The 21,083-nt window shown below is 35.7% G+C and carries 17 protein-coding genes; all 17 read right to left on the bottom strand.

Annotated elements, in window-relative coordinates; all coding sequences use genetic code 11:
- Positions 1-123 precede the first annotated feature (123 nt).
- The 17 genes from C1724_RS22490 to C1724_RS22570 all read right to left on the bottom strand — a co-directional run bounded on the left by C1724_RS22490 (position 124) and on the right by C1724_RS22570 (position 21,068).
- Entirely contained in the window at positions 124-2,475 is a 2,352-nt protein-coding gene (locus C1724_RS22490; RefSeq protein WP_102348984.1) for a UvrD-helicase domain-containing protein, read from the bottom strand.
- A gap of 317 nt (positions 2,476-2,792) precedes the next feature.
- Positions 2,793-3,278, bottom strand: coding sequence for a pyridoxamine 5'-phosphate oxidase family protein (locus C1724_RS22495; protein WP_258000503.1), 486 nt, complete (start codon positions 3,276-3,278; stop codon positions 2,793-2,795).
- A 282-nt stretch (positions 3,279-3,560) separates the two neighbouring features.
- Entirely contained in the window at positions 3,561-3,740 is a 180-nt protein-coding gene (locus C1724_RS22500) for a hypothetical protein (protein ID WP_102348985.1), read from the bottom strand.
- A gap of 22 nt (positions 3,741-3,762) precedes the next feature.
- Positions 3,763-5,169: a UbiD family decarboxylase gene (locus C1724_RS22505; protein WP_180994416.1), complete on the bottom strand. Its 1,407-nt coding sequence runs from the start codon at positions 5,167-5,169 to the stop codon at positions 3,763-3,765.
- A 106-nt stretch (positions 5,170-5,275) separates the two neighbouring features.
- A complete protein-coding gene (locus tag C1724_RS22510; protein ID WP_102348987.1) occupies positions 5,276-7,138 on the bottom strand; it encodes a TRAP transporter permease in 1,863 nt (620 codons plus the stop codon).
- A gap of 429 nt (positions 7,139-7,567) precedes the next feature.
- Positions 7,568-8,473: a LysR family transcriptional regulator gene (locus C1724_RS22515; RefSeq protein ID WP_102348988.1), complete on the bottom strand. Its 906-nt coding sequence runs from the start codon at positions 8,471-8,473 to the stop codon at positions 7,568-7,570.
- 53 nt (positions 8,474-8,526) lie between these two features.
- A complete protein-coding gene (locus C1724_RS22520; protein WP_102348989.1) occupies positions 8,527-9,462 on the bottom strand; it encodes an AEC family transporter in 936 nt (311 codons plus the stop codon).
- Positions 9,463-9,532: 70 nt separating this feature from the next.
- Entirely contained in the window at positions 9,533-12,976 is a 3,444-nt protein-coding gene (gene pyc, locus C1724_RS22525) for a pyruvate carboxylase (protein WP_102348990.1), read from the bottom strand.
- A 254-nt stretch (positions 12,977-13,230) separates the two neighbouring features.
- The gene (locus C1724_RS22530) at positions 13,231-14,538 is read right to left on the bottom strand and encodes a TRAP transporter large permease (protein WP_102348991.1); all 1,308 of its coding nucleotides are present in this window, start codon (positions 14,536-14,538) and stop codon (positions 13,231-13,233) included.
- Complete coding sequence (locus C1724_RS22535; RefSeq protein WP_102348992.1) at positions 14,535-15,089, bottom strand: TRAP transporter small permease; 555 nt, start codon at positions 15,087-15,089, stop codon at positions 14,535-14,537. The genes C1724_RS22530 and C1724_RS22535 overlap by 4 nt, the downstream gene beginning before the upstream one ends.
- Before the next feature lie 98 nt (positions 15,090-15,187).
- On the bottom strand, positions 15,188-16,252 hold the full coding sequence (locus tag C1724_RS22540) for a TRAP transporter substrate-binding protein (RefSeq protein WP_102348993.1): 1,065 nt from the start codon (positions 16,250-16,252) through the stop codon (positions 15,188-15,190).
- A 118-nt stretch (positions 16,253-16,370) separates the two neighbouring features.
- A complete protein-coding gene (locus tag C1724_RS22545) occupies positions 16,371-17,186 on the bottom strand; it encodes an extradiol ring-cleavage dioxygenase (protein ID WP_102348994.1) in 816 nt (271 codons plus the stop codon).
- 114 nt (positions 17,187-17,300) lie between these two features.
- Positions 17,301-17,540, bottom strand: a complete 240-nt coding sequence (locus tag C1724_RS22550; protein WP_374703484.1) for a 4-oxalocrotonate tautomerase — start codon at positions 17,538-17,540, stop codon at positions 17,301-17,303.
- Positions 17,522-18,310, bottom strand: a complete 789-nt coding sequence (locus C1724_RS22555) for a 2-keto-4-pentenoate hydratase (protein WP_102348996.1) — start codon at positions 18,308-18,310, stop codon at positions 17,522-17,524. Before C1724_RS22555 ends, C1724_RS22550 begins: the two co-directional genes overlap by 19 nt.
- Positions 18,311-18,323: 13 nt before the next feature.
- Positions 18,324-19,352 carry a 4-hydroxy-2-oxovalerate aldolase gene (gene dmpG, locus C1724_RS22560; protein WP_102348997.1) on the bottom strand — a complete coding sequence of 343 codons (1,029 nt, stop codon included), beginning with the start codon at positions 19,350-19,352 and terminating at the stop codon, positions 18,324-18,326.
- A gap of 24 nt (positions 19,353-19,376) precedes the next feature.
- Positions 19,377-20,261, bottom strand: coding sequence for an acetaldehyde dehydrogenase (acetylating) (locus C1724_RS22565; protein ID WP_102348998.1), 885 nt, complete (start codon positions 20,259-20,261; stop codon positions 19,377-19,379).
- A 24-nt stretch (positions 20,262-20,285) separates the two neighbouring features.
- Positions 20,286-21,068: a 2-keto-4-pentenoate hydratase gene (locus C1724_RS22570; RefSeq protein ID WP_102348999.1), complete on the bottom strand. Its 783-nt coding sequence runs from the start codon at positions 21,066-21,068 to the stop codon at positions 20,286-20,288.
- Positions 21,069-21,083 lie beyond the last annotated feature (15 nt).

Below are 21,083 nucleotides of genomic sequence, written 5' to 3' on the forward strand. Positions count from 1 at the left end.
TTGGCTTACCCGCTTTGGCCCTCATCGATTATCGAGCCCACATAAGGTACAGCTATGCTTATTTTCACAGTAAAATACCCATGAGATTTATATGTAAATCTCATGGGTAAAAGGAGAATTTAATTATTTGTTAAGAGTTACTTCTTTGCTTCCTTTATTCATTTTACTTTTACAAATCGGACAATCCCTTTCTTCAAGATTTGCGTCCTCATATGATACGATCCTGATCCAAGCAAGACAGTCGTCATTGGTACAATCCCATACCAATGCAATTTCTTTTTGTAGTTTTTTTTCTTTTGGAACTGCAACTTGTTTTGGAGTAATCGTTTTTGTAATGGCAGCCTTTTCCACTGGTTTATACGGATCTAATATGAATCTAGATACATCAATACTTTTACCTTGGTAATAGCTAGGTGAACTAATATATAGCTCCTCTTCAGCACGTGTTATTGCCACATATGCTAAACGTCGTTCTTCTTCTATTGCCGCAGCTATCTTATCGTTATTAATTGTTGCATTAATTATGATATCTTTGCGATCATTAGCTTCTAATGATGAACTATGCGGCAAAATACTATCGGATGCTCCAATCAAATAGACAACAGGAAATTCTAAACCTTTTGATTTATGAATCGTCATTAGTGATATACAATCAGCATAAGGATCATTTCGGAGCATTTCCATCTGTTTATTTTTGCCAATAATTTTATCGATAAAATGAACATATTCAGAAATAGTATAAAATTGCTTAGCAGACGATTCAATTTCTGAAAGTGTTTCTTTCATTATTTCTTTGTGCAGTGTTACATTCTTTCTTTCATCTGTCTCTAAATATTTATCGTAAAAACTCCTTATTTCTTTAATGGCAGTGATCGGTTTCATTCGTTGTAACTTTCCTATTAATGCAAGCCTTTCGGTTATTTGCTTTTTTTGGAATGGTTTCAGATACGGTAACTCTAGAACATGCTGCAAGAGCTGTGTCTTAGGATGAACTAGCTGTTGCAATTGAATATATTCAATTGTTTGATCTCTGTTCAAATACAGTGTTGGCAAAATACCTTCAATAGCATCCATATCATGTGGATTTAGAGCAATTCTCAAATAGTCAATAACCGTTTTTACAAGTGATTGTTCATAAAAACTATTTCCTGAACTAAATGATATAAAGGGAATATTTTGAATGATAAGCTGTTCATAAATAGCGCGACTATTGCTCGCTGTACGATGTAAAATTGCGATATCCTTAAACTTTCGTTTTCCTGACTTAACATCTTTTACAATATTTTCAACAATGATTTTAGCTTCCTCATCTGTTGTACTCGCTCGAATAAAATTAGGTTGATATGCACTAGTATTCGTAGCTTTTAATATTTTAGAGTGACGACTTTCATTAAAAGAAATAACTTTATTCGCTAAGCCCACAATACTAGCAGTAGATCGGTAGTTAATGTCTAACGTAAAAGTTTTCGTGTTCGGAAACTCTTTTTTAAAGTCTAGTATATTAGCAATTACTGCTCCATTGAAACTATAGATTGTTTGGTCATCGTCTCCTACTACGAATAGATTTTGGTTAGACCGCGCAATCATTTTTATTAATTCAAATTGAACTGGATTTGTATCCTGCCATTCATCACATAAAATAAAACGGAACCTATTTTGTAATGATTGAACTATTAATTCATTTCCTTGCAACAATGAATATGATTCTAATAAAATGTCATCAAAATCAAGATAATGTTTGTCCCTTTTCCAGCCTTCGTATCTAGTCAAAATGTCTTTCATTTCTTTTTCAAGCGGAGTTTTAGGGGAGATGTTCTCAACCTTAATCATATTGTTTTTATAAGAAGAGAGAATAGCAAGTAACGTTTCTGGTTCGTATGCCTCAGCCAGTCCCATTTCTTTCATAATTATTTTGATCGTTGTTTGCTTGAGCTTTTCATTGGTAATTATTCTTTGTGTATATCCCTGACTCTTAAGTAAGCGCAGAAAAATAGAATGAAATGTTCCAGTTGTAACACCACGTATCATGTGTGGCGAAAGCCCAGGAAGTGTTGCCATTCTAGTTTTCATTTCATCGGCTGCTTTCTTTGAAAAAGTCACCAGCAATATATTTTTAGGATTCACTTTGTGGACAGCGAGTAAATAACCTGCTCTAGAAGTAAGTACTCTCGTTTTTCCGCTGCCTGCTCCTGCCAATACTAATGCAGGGCCAGTATAATGTCTTACTGCATTAAGCTGTGGCTTGTTTAATTTGATCCCCGCTTTTTCGAGGGAGCGAAAATAAAAAGCATCATTTTCATGATCGGCCACTAATTGTTCCGATGTTTCAAACTCCGCTAATTGAGCATCCTCAATCCTATTAATTGTTGCACCAAAGGGGCATTGTTGAAAAAGTTCAGAAGTCTGAGTCTTATCGTAAGTAAGTTCAGTTGTTTCTCCTAGATTAGTAGGAGACCATTCATTCGTATTTTTCATCACTAAAGCCAACTTTCTTATCATACGTGAATTTGCTATTAAATCATTTCTTTAATCAGTATACAATATTTTAAAGAAAAATTAAGTATCTCCTAACAATCGCTAACATTTACTAACTTCCATACAGATTACAAAAGATTATCTAACGAACATATCTGCGACGAAGAGACTAAGGCTAGCACGCGTAAACCGCCGACCGCTCAGAGCACTTTACGAATAATTATCCTGTTTTTAATAGAAATGATAGTTATGAAGTTAATTCGAATTAAAATGGATAAAAAAAAGCGATAGCAAATGCATCGCAGAATAAAAAAATATTAAGGTCCCACTAACAACGCCATGGTTGTTTCTTCCCATCTTTTTATAACGGTTTCAGGATCTTTTAAATTTATTTGTATACCTGATAAAATATCAGCATATTTAGCCACATCTTCTCGTAAGGAAACAATGTGTGCAGCAAAGCGTTCTAGTGAAATGTTATTAATTATTAATTCAGGCAGCCTTTGTAATGAAAGTCTTATATAATAAGCTTTTGCATTATAAACTATGACTAAAGTAGCTTGACCTGTTCTAATCATATTATTAGCTGTATTTGTATTAGGCCAAATCGCTAATCTAAACTCAGAATGAGTAAGAGCAACCACTTCCCCGACACTAATCATTGCTGCATGTGGCCAAAAATCTTCACTTACTGTAAGTAACATCATTGCCTCATGTTGTTTTCTTTCTATATTATTTCCATTTAATAATTGAAAAAGTTCTTGTGAAATTTTAATTTCCATAGCAACACATCCATTCTTCATAGAAAAACAAGCTCCCACCAATTATTAGTGAGAGCCCATTTTTACTTTTCATAGCTTTAGATATTTGTACGATAGCATTTTTAAAAGTTTAATTTAATAAAAACCTTATTAGAAAGAAAACTAGTTGATGGACTAATACTCACCCTAAACTAAGCTCTATTATATTCTAGTATTTAATAAAAGTAAAAGCTTTGAGGTAGTGCAACACCGACCAGCTATTATACGAAGACTCTCACCCAATGAAAACCTTCCCTTGAATACTTGATTGATTTAGGTTGAATATTAATTAACTTTATCTTCTTTACGTACTCCATCTCTTGCTAAAAACTCATTTTTGCAAAATGGACAAATTAGCTCAATATCCATATAAAGTAAATCATGTTCACAATAAAAGTTACCAGAGCATGATGTACAATTCACCCACAAAATTTTGTCCCCTAAATTTCCACCTGCTTTTGCCATTGCAATCACTCCTCATTTTTTTCTATTTTGAAAGTATAGTAGAATCCTTTTCATTGAGATAATCATCAAGTTCGATTCTATCCATTACGTCCGGCGGTACTCTGAATCTGGTAGGTGATGGCACTTCTGTTTGTTTTGTTGCATCAACTATAACCTTCCAACCTGCACCTGCATTATAGAAATGGTTTCGCGCACGAATTTTTTGTATATCTTTATCAGGATTTACATAGTTAACCGCTGCGAAACGAACATCAAATTCATTAAATGGATCAATATCATCATCAACGACTGTAATCCATTGTAATTGTGAATCAAACCCAAACGCTGCCATCCCTACGTTATAAGCTTCCCCTTCCGTTCTCTTCTTAATTGCAATATGACATTCTATTCGGCAACAACCTGAATATGGCATCTTAACACCAGTAATATTACCAAACTGTTTTTGGAGCATGTTATAAAGACCACCTTCTTTGGCAATTCCTCCTAATAGCCAATGCTCAGGATGTCCAGAGAAGATATCTTGTAACACTGCATTTTTGCGCTTTGTAATTGCCTTTATGTTCGCAAGTTGTCGAAGACATTGAGGTTGATAATCACGCGTTACCTCGCCAAACGGATCGACAATTGTGCGAGCTCCAGGCTGAATTTCAGCTTCGATTAGAATTTCTGCATCTGCCGGTACTAAGAAATCTTCTCCCCATGTTTCACTTGGAACTAATCGGACAGATTCTTGAAGAAAAGCACCGATTGTCGCGTAATCATCGTTTCCAAATGGAACACGAGCAGCGGCCCCTAATGTAAATGCAGGATGATGACCGATAATACTAACAATTGGTGCTGCTAAACCACGCTCTTCATATTTAGTTAATATTCTTTCAAGATGTGGTGAATGTATTGATACACCTGCAGTATCAGGACCTTTTGGAAATACCTTTGTAAAAGAAACGTCATAAAATCCTTCATCCGGGTCTTTCATTACTAACATCATCGTTAGAACTGGACTAAGATCCATTTCATAATGGCGGACAATAGGCAGTTTTTCAATGTCAATATCGACACCTTTTTGTATTTCTTCTTTAACTGGTGCTTCATTAGCAGAAATAATAATAGGTTTAATTTTTTCTAACTCACGTTTGGCATATTCTAAACTAACCGCCATGCCACCTTTTATTGCCTCTCCACCTATTTGTTGACCAATTCGTTCTCTCGTACCAAAAAGATTGGAAACTACTGACATATCTGTTGATTCATCATGATTATTTACAACATTTTTAAACCAAGGAATTCTTGTATCACCTTTTTGGTCCATTTTTTCTAATAATGCTGTTACTTCGAATTTGTGTGGAATTGTTTTCTTGTTTATTTCAACCAGTTCTGGAGATTCATTTCTTTTTAATTCTTCCAAATAACTTTGTAAGCTCTTAACCAAATTCAATCACTCTCCTGATAAATTTTTTAGTTTTGAATATTTAGACATCTTAGTTCCTACTATTGTTCTTTTGATAAAACTAGTCACTTTATAAGCTAAAAGGCTATTATAATTTAACTTCCTTATCAACTATGACTGATACTTTTTTGTTCTCTATAATTATAAAAGCAAGCAAAATTGCTATAGCTATAAAGTCGGTTACCAAACCTTGATGAATAAGTAAAAGCGAACCTATGAGAAGACTAGTACGCTGAATTGTACTCAATTTCCTCTTTGCATACCCCATTAACGCAATCGAAAACGAAATAATACCAACTAGGGCTGTAACAATGGACCAAGCAATTAATAGTCCGTTTTCCCCTTGTAGTAACAATGCATTGTTGAATACAAAGTAGAACGGGATAATATAACACGGAAGTGCTATTTTCAACGCTAGCATGGACGTTTTCACTGGATCAGCTCCAGCAATCGCTGCTCCTGCATATGTTGCCAATGCCACCGGTGGCGTAATCATTGACATTGTCCCAAAATAAATAATGAAAAGATGTGCTGCCATCGGTAAAATACCCAACTCTATAATTGCAGGTGCTACAAGAGTCGCTAACATGATGTAAACTACTGTTGTTGGCATCCCCATTCCAAGAATAATAGACACAACCATTGATAAAACAAGCAGTAGAAAAACATTTTCACCTGAAATGGTAATCAATACACTAGATAAGCGGTTACCTAAACCTGTCAATGTAAGTACTCCAACAACAATCCCCGCTGCACCTGAGGCAACTGTTAATAGCACAACGCTTTCGCCAGCACTTTGTAAAGATTCAATAATCCCTTTAAATGTTAAACGATTTTTAGGTTTTAAAAATCCAACAATTATAACCGATGCAATTCCTAGCAAACCTGAAAACGTTGGCGAATAGCCATTAAGAAGAAATGAAATTAATATAATAAATGGAATTAAATAATACCATCCATTTTTAATCTCTTTTAATATATTTGGTATCTCACTTTTAGGTAACCCTTTTATATTATTCATGGAAGAATAAATATAAATATTCGCTGAAACTGAAATAAAATACATAATCGCAGGTATTAGCGCAGCCAACATAACTTGGGAATATGGTATTCCTAAAAAGTCAGCCATAAGGAAAGCAGCAGCACCCATAACAGGCGGCAAAATTTGTCCACCATTTGAAGCAACAGCTTCTACTGCCCCAGCCATTTGTGGGCTAAAACCTGTTTTTTTCATAGCTGGTATCGTAATCGTACCAGTAGTTGCTACGTTTGCAACCGAACTTCCTGAGATGGATCCCATTAAGGAACTAGAAAGAACAGAGATTTGTCCTACACCACCACGGTATCGTCCTGCAATAGCTTTAGAAATATTAATTAAGAAATCACCGGTACCAGTTTTTTCAAGAAAGGCACCAAAGATAACAAAGATAACAACATAACGGAACATTGTTGCCAACGGCAATCCATAAAAACCACCGCTACTAAGATAAAGACGGTCCATTATGCTAGACCAATCATATCCTCTATGCATAAGCAGCCTTGGTAAATAAGGACCTACAATGGCATATAAGATAAAAATTACCGCGAGTATCGCCAACGGAAGTCCCACGATACGACGAACAGCTTCTAACAATACAACGAGTGTTATGATCCCCATTATGATTACTGTGGTAGAAGGTACTCCTGCTTGTAATTGAATTGAATCGTAAAATAAAGATAAATATACACCCGGAACAATACTTCCAATTACTAAGATGAAATCTACTATTTTGAATATGAGATTATCAGAACCTTCTTTGAGAGGTTTCGTAATAAACACATAAACAAGGGTTAACATTAAAAATACAGGTAAAATTCGACCCTCTGAACTAAAATGAAAAATTTGAAAAGCTAAAACTAATACAGAGATGAAGATACAAATGGCAGACGCTATAACAAGATTTTTTTTCATCTGATTATCAACAACTCACTTCCTTTAGTAGATTTGAAATAAACACTAGCATTCTTTTATTTAATATTACAAGCTTCTGCAAGCTAAAAAATACAAATTCCTATAAGTGATAAGCTTTTGTAAAATTTCATTTGATACGCCCCCCTTTATGTATATCTCAGTGTCAAATAGTTTCAAATTTTATAAACGTTGACTTAGTTGCAATAACTAAACAATTAATGATGATTTCCGACACATCCCGCCTTCTATAACGAATATTTTGACTATTTTTATTATTGCACATATTTAAAAAACTAACAAATTCAATTTATTCATAGTAGATATAGAGAAAATCTATATGTTATTACTAGCTATTCATTATTTAAATAACAACCGCTAACAAAAAAAGGCTCTCAAAAAAGCTTGAGAGCAGTGACTGTTTTAAAAGTATTAAAATCCAAACAAAGTCTTCGTAGTTTTAATAATCGTTTGCTTTATTTCCTCAGTTAAATCTAAACCAAATAGTATATATATAGATGTTTGTGGAAGTAACTCTTCTAATGAAATTTCTACTAATGTTCCCCTTCCTAAATCCTCTTTAACCATATTATGTTGAAGGAAGGCAACACCTAATCCTTTTTGAACCATCATCTTAATCCAACTTAAATTATCGATTTCAACTTTTTTATAGTCAGATAGTTGATTGTTTTCTAAAAACGACTCAATTATTTTTGTAGATAATAAATCCCGGTCATAAATTATAATTCTTTCATTCATTAATTCTCCAACACAAATTCTATTTTTTTTAGCTAATCTATGGTCAGGACTACATACTAGGATGTTTTTTTCATCAACAATATGAATTGGATCAAATTCTCGATATTTGTTTATAGCTTCGTGTGTGGAATATATAAATCCAATATCAACTTCATGTCTCTGTATTCCGTCTATAGTACTTTGGACCATATTTTTCGGAAAAATATTTACTGCAAATTCTAATGATGGAAAATCGCTATAAAGAGTTCCCAAAATTTCTGGCATAATGTCCATTCCCATATGATTAGGACAGGATATATTAATTTTCCGTTGCTCTAACTCATTATCTAATGCAACACATCCCTGTTGGATTAGCTTATAAGCTTCCTTAAAATAAGGAAAGACCTTTTCACCGTATGTAGTTAATTTTACCTTTTTACCCTCAACTCGAGTAAATAAAGGCTTCTTTAATTCCTTTTCTAGCTGTTGAATACGTACGCTAATTGACGGTTGTGATATATATAATTGTTCACTTGCTGCAGAAAAACTCCCAGTTTCCACTATTTTCAAAAAGGCTTCTATATACTTCAATTCTACCATATATATCCGAACTCCCTTCCTTTTTGAAATAATAATGCAGCTCACTCTTTTTCCTATATCCAAATACTACCGATAAAGAAAATTAGAGGTATTGTTAAAAGAGATAGTAGGTTCGTAAATAATGTGTTCATAACCCCGTAATTTTCATCGGCATTATAGAGCGCTAAAATGATTGATGCAGATGTAACTGCCGGCATTGCCATCTCAACTAGTAATACTTGTTCAACTTCGTTGGATAACGATAGCATAGAAAGTGCAATGACACCTAGCAATGGAAAAATAAGTAGTTTAAATGTCACGGGAATTGCAATGAGTTTAGCTGATATCTTTTTCTTTTCCCTAATTATGGTCATCGTTAACATTCCGATATAAAACATTGCTAACGGGCTAGATGCACCTGCAAGTGTAGCAGTTACGTCCTTAATAAAGAAACCCGGATTAATTTGAAAAACAGTAATCGTTAAACCGATTACAACTGCTACATTAGGAACTGAAATCATCGATTTTAGATTGTTTAGCGTGAGTTTAGTCTTCCCGCGGATCATTAACGCCCCCACTGTCCAAAGGGTTAAAGACATCCCTGCATCAAATACAGCAGCAAAAACAGCTCCTTTTGCACCAAATAAGGCTGCACAAAATGGAATACCAATTAATCCAGTATTTCCAAAAATGGCTAAGAAACCTGTCTCACGGGCCTTAAGTGAATCTAATCCTATAGACTTTCCAAAAATATAACCTAATAATAAACCGGCTAAATTAAAGATTAAAGAAAATATAAAGATCATAACGATCTGCTGCATTAAATGATCGTCAATTTCCACTTGTAGAAATCCGTGTAAAATAATAGCTGGTAATGCAATATTAATAATAACAAAGATCATGAACTTTCTTACATCAGCTGAAAACGAAATTTTATAAGTTAAAAACATACCTATTCCTAATAAAACTGCTAATCTCATAATCGTTACTAATAATACAGAATAATCCATATATCCCTTCCTTTCTTCAACAGTAAAAATGCTCTGCTGTTGACAGAGCACTTTCACCTGTATATCAATCTTAAAATTCTAGTAATAAATCCCCTGTTTGGATCGCATCACCATTCACGACATGAATATCTTTCACTACACCGTCAAATGGGGCTTGAACCGTTGTTTCCATTTTCATCGCTTCGGTAATGATCAGGTGATCACCTTTCTTAACCTTTTCGCCTTTTTCAACAAGAACCTTAATAACAGTTCCAGGCATAGTAGCACCTATATGATTTTCATTTCCTTTTTGTGCTTTCTGTTTTACAGCTGTCTCTGATTTCACATTGTTATCTTTAATAACAACTTCTCGCGGTTGACCGTTCAATTCAAAATAAACGACCCTTGTGCCATCATGCTGTGGCGCTCCAACAGATACAAGTTTAACAATCAATGTTTTACCTTGTTCAATCTCAATTTGAATTTCTTCTCCTAAGCGTAAACCATAGAAGAATGATAATGTATCAAGTACAGATAGGTTTCCATATTGATCATTATATTCCTGATATTCATCAAAAACTTTTGGATAAAGAACATAGCTTATAACTTCATTTTCTGATACTTCACGATTTAGTTTATTTGTTAGTTCAGCCTTTATCTTTGAAAAATCAACAGGCTCTAATTTTTCTCCTGGACGCACTGTAATTGCTTCACGTCCCTTTAGAATAATCTTTTGTAGTTCAGCAGGGAATCCTTGATATGGCTGTCCTAGAAATCCTTGAAAGAATTCTACAACCGAATCTGGAAAATCAAGTGAATTTCCACGCTCATAAATATCCTCTTCTGTAATATCATTTTGTACCATGAATAAGGCCATATCACCAACAACTTTGGATGAAGGTGTAACCTTTACAACATCACCGAACATATCATTTACTTTACGATAGGTTCTTTTTACTTCATCCCAGCGACCTTCTAAGCCGACTGCTTTTGCTTGCTGTTGAAGATTGCTGTATTGTCCGCCTGGCATTTCATGCATATATATTTCTGGATGAGGTGCTAACATGCCTGATTCAAAATCTTTATAATATTTACGAACATCTTCCCAGTAGTGTGTTAACTTTTCCATTGATTCAATATCAACAAGCGGTTGACGCTTATTCCCCTGTAATGCATAGTACAACGTGTTACCGCTTGGTTGTGAGGTTAAACCTGCCATTGAACTCATTGCCACATCAACAATGTCGACGCCTGCTTCAATAGCCTTCACATATGTCATAATGCCATTGCCGCTTGTATCGTGTGTATGCAAATGAATTGGAATATTCACAGTTTCTTTTAAAGCCGATATTAACGAATATGCAGCCTGCGGTTTTAATAAACCGGCCATATCTTTAATTCCTAAAATATGTGCCCCAGCATTTTCAAGCTCTTTTGCCATGTTTTTATAATAATCTAAGTTATATTTAACACGGCTGGTATCTAGAATATCACCTGCATAACAAATAGATGCTTCTGCAATTTTGCCTGTATCTCTTACTGCCTCAATGGCTGGAATCATACCAGTAACCCAGTTTAGGCTATCAAAAATTCTAAAAACATCAATCCCGGAATCAGCTGAACGAGAAACAAATTCCTTTATTACATTATCAGGATAGTTCTTGTAACCTACTGCATTTGATGCTCTTAATAGCATTTGAAACAAGATGTTTGGAGCCTTTTCGCGTAAAATTTCCAAACGTTCCCATGGGTCTTCTTTTAAGAATCGATAACTCACGTCGAAGGTTGCACCGCCCCACATTTCCAATGAAAATAAGTTTGGCAATAGACGAGCGGTTGGCTCAGCAATTTCTTTTAGATCTTTAGTTCGTACACGAGTAGCTAACAGCGATTGATGTGCATCCCTAAATGTAGTATCAGTTAGTAAAACTTCTGGCTGCTCCTTAATCCAGTTCGTTAAACCCTCAGGACCTTTTTCATCAAGTATTTGTTTAGTACCATATGGTATTGGTTCAAGTGTACTTACCTTTGGAATACGTGGTTTTGGTAATAAAGGTTTTTTCTGCTTTTGCACACCGCTAAATCCATTAACAACAGTTGTACCAATGTAAGATAATAATTTTGTACCACGGTCCAATTTTTTAGGAAACTCAAAGAGCTCTGGTGTAGTATCAATGAAAGACGTATTATACCTCCCACTTAAAAAACTTTCATGTGTCATAACATTTTCTAAGAACGGAATGTTCGTCTTTATTCCACGGATTCTGAATTCTTTCAAGTTACGAACCATTTTTTTCGCAGCATTTTCATATGTCAATGCCCATGTTGATAGTTTAACAAGCAAAGAATCATAATGAGGTGTAATGACTGATCCTTGGAAACCATTACCTGCATCCAAGCGAACACCAAAGCCACCACCTGAACGATATGCCATAATCTTACCTGTATCAGGCATAAAGTTATTTTCGGGATCCTCTGTTGTAACACGCGACTGAATTGCATAGCCATTTGCGATAATTTTATCTTGTTGTGGAATGCCTACCACAGCTCCATGTAGACTATTTCCCGCCGCTATCAAAATTTGTGATTGAACAATATCAATACCAGTAATCATTTCTGTAATTGTATGTTCTACTTGCACACGCGGATTCACTTCAATGAAATAGAAATCATTTTCTGTAACTAAAAACTCTACTGTACCTGCATTTAAGTAGTTAACATTTTTCATTAATTTAACAGCTGCATCACAAATGTTCATCCGCAATTCTTCAGATAAGGACACACTTGGTGCAACTTCAACTACTTTTTGATGGCGTCTTTGAACAGAACAATCTCTTTCATATAAGTGAACAATATTACCTTCATGGTCTCCTAGAATTTGCACTTCAATATGTTTAGGATTTTCAATTAATTTTTCAACATAAACATCATCTTGTCCAAACGCTGCTTTTGCCTCCGATTTAGCTCGGTTAAAGTTTTCAACTAATTCTTCTTCATTTCGCACAATACGCATGCCGCGACCACCGCCACCTAAAGCAGCTTTGATCATAATTGGATAACCATGCTGTGCACAAAATGCTTTTACTTCTTCTGTACTTGCAACAGGTCCATTTGTACCAGGAATAACAGGTATATTCGCTAACTGAGCTTGTTCTCTTGCTTTAACTTTATCACCAAACATTTCGAGGTGTTTAGGTTCTGGACCTATTAACACAATCCCTTCCTCTTGGCAACGCTTAGCAAATTGAATATTCTCTGATAAAAAACCATATCCAGGATGAATTGCGTCCACATCATTTGCTTTTGCAATTTCTAGAATACCTTCAATATCTAAATAAGCATCAATCGGTTTTTTATCCTTTCCCACTAGGTAAGCTTCATCCGCTTTATAGCGATGGTATGAGCCTGTATCTTCCTTGGAGTAAATTGCTACAGTACGTATATCCAGTTCAGTACATGCCCGGAAAATCCGAATGGCAATTTCTCCTCTGTTAGCTACAAGAACTTTATTAATTTTTCTCTGATTTAAAGTCACTTAACTTCCTCCTAACCATTTTAGTATTTCTATTTTTAAATAAGTCATTATCTTCATTAAAGTTTAAATAGTGTATTTAAACTGAATTTTCGGATTTTTGGGAGCGCAATGATATTATAACTTAAATGTTGTGTTTTTCCTTTAGATTTTCAAAAAATATATATTTCACCGCAATAAGGACTATTCATTTAATCCATATCACGGTGAATTATCCCGTCTCATTGGTTTTACCCTTCTTTCAAACTTTTTGCGATTTAATCATTCGTTAAATTTGGCAAAAATGTAACTATTTCTGGGAAAATGATTAGAATAACAGTAAAAACTGCCATTGCTATAACCGCTGGGACAACACCTTTAAAGATCTTTTCAATCGGTACATCTTTAACAACCCCACTAATAATATAAACACTTAACCCTAGCGGTGGTGTTAAGACACCTATATTAATAACCATTACCATGATGATTCCAAACCATAATCCATCAAATCCTATCTGGGTAATGATTGGATAAACGATTGGCAAAGTTAGAACCATAATAGCAATTCCTTCTAAAAACATTCCCAAAATTAAGTAAACAATTAAAATCATCGCTAAAATGATGTATGGAGAAACATCAAGTGATGTAACCTTTTCAGTCATTGTCATCGGAATTTGACTTAAAGCTAAAAATCTACCAAAAAGTGAAGCTCCAATTAAGATTAAAAACAGCATAACAGATAAACGGATTGTCTCGTCTAATGAGTCCAATAATTTAGCCCAAGATAATCGTTTTGAAACTAATGTTATTATAAAAGCACCCATTGCTCCTATTCCACCAGCTTCACTAGGTGTAAAAATCCCTAAATAAATTCCACCAATACTAATAATGAATATTAATAGAAATGGCCATACACTGCTTAATGATTTTACCTTTTCACCCATTACAGCAGGTTCTTGTTGTCTTGGAGCTATTGAAGGATTCATTCGTACTTGAATGTTAATCATGATAATAAAAACTAACGTCATTAAAATTCCAGGTACTAATCCCCCAATTAATAATGGACCTATCGGTTCCGATGTAAGTGCTCCGTAAAGGATTAAAATTACACTTGGCGGAATAAGGACACCTAATGTACCACCTGCAGCTACGGCTGCTGTTGAAAATGTTGTTTTATAATTGTACTTATTCATTTCTGGGATCGCAATTTTTGCAAGCGTTGCTGTCGTTGCATTTGATGAACCAGAAATAGCTGCAAAGATAGAACTTGCACCAATTGTTGCAATTGCTAAACCGCCGCGAAAATGGCCAATCCATTTATCAACAGCATTAAATAGGTCACTTCCCAAACCAGTATTGGACATAAACATACCCATCAAAATGAATAGGGGAATTACACTTAAACTATAGCTATTTGCTGTGCCAAATGCTGATGGTCCTAACTGTGCTAAACCTACATCCCAACCATTTAGTAAAGATACGCCTACAAATCCGACTAGGAATAACGATAATCCAACAGATACTCTTAATAGAATAAGGATAAGTAAAACAACAACACCCAATGCTCCAATCATTTCAGGACTCATGCCTGCACCACCTTTAAAATAGACTTAACGATGTCAAGGATAAACGTAAGCGTAAACAATATTGCTCCGATGGCAGCAAATATAGTAAAGAAGTATAACTGTAAGCTTAAGTCCCCGGTTAACTCACCACTAGCCATTAAACGTTTTGTGTATTCAAATAATTGCCATGATGTTAAACATAAAAGAACAAAGATGATCGAAGAAGAAACAATATTTAAGATTTCCTGGGCCTTAGCTGGAAACTTATTTGTTAAAAAATCGATTTCAATATGATCTTTCGTTATTTGTGTCATACCTAAACTAAAAAATACAATCAGGGCAAGTGCCAATCCTGTTAACTCAAACGCACCTGTAATTGGCTTATTAAAAAAATATCTTCCTGCAACATCAGCAGTCGTTAATAACATCATCAAGAAGAGAATCACACTTGATACTTTGTGAGCAATATGATTCAACAAGTATATAATTCTATAAATTTTATTAGTATCTTTTCCCCAAGGAATCTCTGCTCTAGCTTTTGCAGTAACATCCACATTTGTTTCCGTTTTCATAGTTTTCACCTCAAGATAGATAGATATATAATAAAACTTGGCTGCGCCCGTATAACTTGACGCTATGCCAAGTCTTATTTAAAAACACTTTACAGTGATTAATTTTCTGAAATCAATTTTACAGCTTCATCATAGATTGCTTGTCCAGGTATGCCTTTTGCTTCCATATCAGCAATCCACTTTTCCGCTACAACTTGTGATGCGTCTTTATATTTTTGAACTTCCTCATCCGGTAGTTCAATAAATTCAACGCCCATTTCCTTTGCTTTCGCTTCAGCTGCTGCTTTTTGACCGTCGTATGCTTCACCGGCTTTTTGTGCCATTTGGAGACCAACTAATCCTTCAATTGTTGCTTGGTCATCAGCAGGTAGCTTGTCCCAACTGCCTTTATTCATCACAGTATAATATAAATTTGTATTAAAATTACCAAGTGTTACATAATCAACTACATCGAATAAATTAAAGTCAGCAATAGCTGAAATTGGTAATACACCGCCATCAATTACACCTTTTTGTAGTGCATCATACATTTCTGGAGCTGGTAGTGAAACCGGAGTTGCCCCCCAAGATTCAATCATGCCACTACCTTCAACAGATGGAGTTCTTAATTTTAAACCTTTAACATCTTCAAAACTTCTTACAGCCTTGCCTTTTGTAATGATCATATATGGATCAACCGCATGAAACCACAGTGGCTTTACCTCTGAATACTCAGCTTGAATTTCTGGAAATGTTTCATATAATTTTTGAGCAACGACACTTAGTTCTGCTGCGTTGCCATCTGTCATAAATGGTAAATGAAGGACAGAGTGTACAGGAAATTTGCCTGCATTATAACCTTGAATTCCCCAACCAGCATCCATGATCCCAGTTACAACGTTATCATAAGTTTCTTTAGGTCCGCCTAAAGCGCCACCTGGATAAATGTCAAATATAACTCTGTTTTCTGTGGCAGCTGCAACTTCTTCAGCCCAAGCTGTTTTTACATCATCTTGAACATGATCTGGTGAATTCATATGACCTAACTTAAATTCGAATGTTTCACCTGAACTACCTTTACCTTCCGGGCTTGGTTCTGAACCTGTGCTAGATGAACTACAAGCAGATACTGTTAACATCATTAAAACGATAAAACTTACAAAAGGAATTCTATATCTATTCATTCCATATCCCCCCAAGATTTGGTTGGAAGAAAGTTTCTCGAAAATTCGAGAAACTTTCTTCCTTTGAACAATAAACGCTTTCATTTCTATTCTTTAAAATGTTCAGAATATTTAAATCCTAAGCCCCCACCAATTGCTTTTCAAACGTCATTACCGCATTCCAACTACCAGATGATTGTCCAGCCGCAAAAAACTTTGGCTCATGCCCTTCACCTAAGAAAGCTAATAGCATAGCTAAATGACGACCACCAGATTCAACTTTTGCAGCACTTGAATATTGCGGCAACATGTTATATGCAGATGCATAATCTTTATTCATTACAAAATCAATAAATTGCTTATCTAGAGCATGCTCAGAAATAGTCGGCTTGTTTTCTCTACCGCGTACTAAGTTATGTGCCAATGCACCACTCGATACAAAGACCACTCTCTTGTCACTCTCTTCTAAAACTCTAGCAATTTCCTGCCCCCATTTGTATGTTTCTTCTAAATTCGCTGCTAATGTAACAGATAGATTAATAACAGGAATATCTTCATTAGGAACCAAGTAGCGTAATGGAACTACAGTACCATAATCCCAAACGAATGTTGGGTCTTTAAAGCCTACAACACGTAAACCAGCATTTTTTCCTGCTTCGACCAGTTTATCTGCAATTTCTTGGTCACCTGGATAATGGTAATCAACATCACTAATAATATCAGGACATTCTTGTGCAGTTAGTGTTCCTTTATGGTCAGGAGTACAATCTACAAGGTGATCAAATGTTGATGGCCAATGGCATGAAACTAAAACAATTAGATCTGTCTTGAGATCGTAGATCTTTTTTGAAACTTCCTTCATGGCACTAACCATATCTACTTGAAAATCTGGTGCTTGATCCTCATGACAAATGCTTGGTACGTGTGGCGCTAACATACTCATTACAATACTCATTTTCCCATCCTCCAATACTAGTAATTGTTTTGTATTAGAACTGACAACCCATTATGTCCCCCAACAAAAAATGGGATGTCAGATACTAAATTAACTCATGTAACAAAAGGGGTATTACTTTTGAGCATTCCTTTCAGCTACTGAAACACCAGCGATTCCCCAATGTGTTTTAGGGATTTCAGTAACAATAACTCGTACACTCTCTTTTGGAGCTTCTAGAGTTTCTGAAACAGTATTTGTAAGATTTTTAATTAAAGCATCCACTTTTTCTGGTGGTCTACCTTCTAAAATTTGGACGTTAAGTAATGGCATAAATCCGCTCTCCTTCCATTCTACTAATCTACAACTGAAAATGTTACTTCACCAAGTCCATCGAATTTACCAACAACATAATCACCTTTGTTAAGTAAAACCGCACCAGTAATACCGCCAGTTAAGATGATGTCACCCTTTTTAACTTTATCACCTTTTTTAGCTAGCATGTTTGCTAGCATTGCGATTGAATTAGCAGGATGACCAACAACCGCAGCACCAGCACCAAGCTCTTTAATTTCACCATTAATAGTTATTGTGCTGCCAACTAAATCAAGCTCAAATTGATCTGGTCTCTTTAAAGTTGTGCCAAACACTACACGAGACGTAGATGCATTATCAGCAATTACGTCTGGTAATGTGAAATTAAAGTTTTCATAACGACTATCGATAATTTCCAATGCTGGGAGTACATATTCAGTCGCTGCTAGTACTTGAGCGCCAGTAATCCCAGGTCCTTCAATATCCTCACCGATAACGAAAGCAATCTCTGCCTCTACTTTTGGATGAATAACATCGCTTAGTGATAGTTTGCCACCATTGTCGATTAACATATAGTCAAATACATATCCATAAATCGGATCTTCTACACCCATTTGTTTCATTTTAGCTTGACTCGTTAATCCCATTTTAGGCCCAATGATTTTTTTACCTTCTGCTAATTTGATGTTCACTAGTTCTTCTTGAACCTGATACGCTTCTTCAACCGTCAAATCTGGTTTGATTTCTGCAGTAACTTTTTTAACTTCTTTTTTCTCATATTCTCCGTCTAGCAAATATTTTGCAATTTGTGTAATTTGTTCAGTGGTCATCTTTTATTTCCTCCTAAACGTTCAAGCCTTGCTTTTGTTTTTGAGAGATTTCAGCTGCTACGTCCACGATCATATCTTCTTGACCGCCTACTACTTTACGCTTACCAAGCTCAATTAGGATATCTCGTGAATCAACGCCAAACTTCGCAGCTGCACGTTGTGCATGTAATAAGAAACTAGAGTAAACACCAGCATAGCCAAGAACTAGACTACCTTTTTCAATTTCTTGCGGCTTTTCTAGAATTGGTGCAACTAGATCTTCAGCAATATCCATCATTTTATATAGATCAATTCCAGTTTTGATTCCCATACGTTCACATACTGCAACTAATACTTCCGTTTGTGTATTCCCTGCACCTGCACCTAAACATCTAATACTACCGTCGATGCGTGTCGCGCCTTCTTCAATTGCAGCAAGTGTATTTGCCATTGCTAATGACAAGTTATTATGACCATGGAAACCAACTTCTACAGTAAGAGTATCTTTTAATGCTCTAATTCTCTCTCTTACTTCATGTGGTAAAAGTGCACCTGCAGAGTCAACTACATAAACAATATCTGCGCCGTAGCTTTCCATTAATTTAGCCTGCTCAACTAATTTTGAAGTCGGAACCATATGGGACATCATTAGGAAACCAACTGTTTCAAGACCAAGTTCTTTTGCTAAAGCGATATGTTGAGGAGCTACGTCAGCTTCGGTAACATGTGTCGCTACACGAGCCATTTTTGCACCTAACCGAGCAGCTTCTTTCAGCTCAGGTTTCGTTCCAATTCCTGGTAGCAATAGTACCGCAATTTTTGAATTTTTCACTACAGACGCTGCTGCTTCAATTAGTTCTAACTCATTTGTTCTTGATAATCCATATTGTAATGAAGAGCCACCTAATCCGTCTCCATGTGTTACTTCAATATATGGCACATTCGCTTCATCTAACGCTTTGGCAATACTTGTTACTTGATCTACAGTATATTGATGTCTAATTGCATGACTTCCATCACGTAATGCAACTTCCGTAATTATAATATCTTTATTTGTTGTCATTTTCTTCAGCTCCTTTCTTATTTCTTAAACTGTCGCCTTTGAGACTTTATGTTTTGCCCATTCTTCCGCTACTTTAACTGCAGCTGCAGTCATAATATCTAAGTTACCTGAATACTTAGGTAAATAGTCGCCAGCGCCTTCTACTTCAATTAATAAAGTTACACGATTATCATCGAAAATTGGATCCTGTCTTAAACGATATCCTGGAACGTATGATTGAACGTCCTTTTCCATTTCGCGTACAGATTGAATGATTGCCTCTTCATCAACATTCGTATCTTCTAATAAGATATGAATAGTGTCTCTCATCATAATCGGCGGTTCAGCTGGGTTTAAGATAATAATCGCTTTACCTCTTTTCGCTCCGCCAACTCTTTCGATACCGCGTGCGGTTGTTTGTGTAAATTCATCGATATTTGCTCGAGTACCAGGCCCTGCACTCTTACTAGAGATTGTTGCAACAATCTCAGCATACTCTACAGCCTGAACTCTATTAACTGCATGCACCATTGGGATAGTTGCTTGACCTCCACACGTAATTAAGTTGATATTATCTGCATCTAAATGCTCTTGGATATTAGCAGGCGGTGATACGAAAGGACCAATCGCTGCTGGTGTTAGGTCCAACACTTGCTTTCCGGCTTCCTTCAACTTTCTAGCATTTTCAGGGTGGGCATATGCAGATGTTGCATCAAAAACGATATCAGCAAGCTCCGCTCTTTCTATGAACCCATCAATACCATTATCAATTGCTACATACCCTAATTCTCTTGCTCTTCTTAATCCATCTGACTCTGGATCGATACCGATTACAGTTGTTAATTCTAAAACTTCTGATCTACCTAATTTAATCATTAAATCTGTTCCGATATTACCAGAACCTAAGATCGCTACTTTTACTTTACTCATTTAAATCCAGCTCCTTTCTAGAATTTACTTTTCAAAACTCACACTAACTTGACCCAGATGGGCAAATCTTGCAGTAAACGTATCTCCAGGTTCTGCGGCTACCATCGCTGATACCGCTCCTGATAAAATAACCTCACCAGCGCGAAGTGTGATATCAAATTGTGATAACTTATTTGCTAACCAAGCGACACAATTTGCGGGATTTCCAAGTGCAGCAGCACCAACACCAGTGTTCGCTAATTGCCCGTTTTTCGTAAATGCCATACCAATTAGTTCAAGGTTTACGTCCTCAATACGTGTAGGTTTTCCGCCTAGAACATATAAACCGCTTGATGCATTATCTGCAATCGTATCCGGTAATTTTATCTTCCAATCTTTAATTCTACTATCTACAATCTCCAAAGCAGGTACAACATACTTCGTTGCTTGCAAAACATCAAGAGTTGTTACATGAGGTCCTCTTAATTCTTTATCTAATATAAATGCAATTTCAGCTTCCACACGCGGTTGTAGAACTTGAGACATAGAGATTGTCCCGCCATTTTCTATAACCATCGAGTCAAGAAGGTGTCCATAATCTGGTTCATCCACACCTAACATTTTTTGCATGGCGAGCGAAGTTAATCCGATTTTCTTACCCACAATCTTTTGGCCATTTTCTAGTTTTCTATTAATATTTTGAAGCTGAATTTGGTACGCTTCTTCAATAGTTAACTCTGGATTTACTTCTGTTAAAGGAGTTATGCCAATTCTGGTTGATTCAACTTCAGCTAATTGTTCTGCGAATTGCTTTGTTATTGTTGTCAAAACGTTGATCTCCTT

It is taken from the genome of Bacillus sp. Marseille-P3661, from assembly GCF_900240995.1.
Lineage (GTDB): Bacteria > Bacillota > Bacilli > Bacillales > Bacillaceae_J > OESV01.

Bases quoted from the DNA above. Each gene is read 5' to 3' on its own strand.
- C1724_RS22565 (WP_102348998.1), bottom strand. From the start codon at position 20,261: ATGAGTAAAGTAAAAGTAGCGATCTTAGGTTCTGGTAATATCGGAACA.
- C1724_RS22510 (WP_102348987.1), bottom strand. From the start codon at position 7,138: ATGAAAAAAAATCTTGTTATAGCGTCTGCCATTTGTATCTTCATCTCT.
- C1724_RS22490 (WP_102348984.1), bottom strand. From the start codon at position 2,475: ATGAAAAATACGAATGAATGGTCTCCTACTAATCTAGGAGAAACAACT.
- C1724_RS22515 (WP_102348988.1), bottom strand. From the start codon at position 8,473: ATGGTAGAATTGAAGTATATAGAAGCCTTTTTGAAAATAGTGGAAACT.
- C1724_RS22530 (WP_102348991.1), bottom strand. From the start codon at position 14,538: ATGAGTCCTGAAATGATTGGAGCATTGGGTGTTGTTGTTTTACTTATC.
- dmpG (WP_102348997.1), bottom strand. From the start codon at position 19,352: ATGACAACAAATAAAGATATTATAATTACGGAAGTTGCATTACGTGAT.
- C1724_RS22500 (WP_102348985.1), bottom strand. From the start codon at position 3,740: ATGGCAAAAGCAGGTGGAAATTTAGGGGACAAAATTTTGTGGGTGAAT.
- C1724_RS22545 (WP_102348994.1), bottom strand. From the start codon at position 17,186: ATGAGTATTGTAATGAGTATGTTAGCGCCACACGTACCAAGCATTTGT.
- C1724_RS22495 (WP_258000503.1), bottom strand. From the start codon at position 3,278: ATGAAGAATGGATGTGTTGCTATGGAAATTAAAATTTCACAAGAACTT.
- C1724_RS22555 (WP_102348996.1), bottom strand. From the start codon at position 18,310: ATGACCACTGAACAAATTACACAAATTGCAAAATATTTGCTAGACGGA.
- C1724_RS22540 (WP_102348993.1), bottom strand. From the start codon at position 16,252: ATGAATAGATATAGAATTCCTTTTGTAAGTTTTATCGTTTTAATGATG.
- C1724_RS22520 (WP_102348989.1), bottom strand. From the start codon at position 9,462: ATGGATTATTCTGTATTATTAGTAACGATTATGAGATTAGCAGTTTTA.
- C1724_RS22535 (WP_102348992.1), bottom strand. From the start codon at position 15,089: ATGAAAACGGAAACAAATGTGGATGTTACTGCAAAAGCTAGAGCAGAG.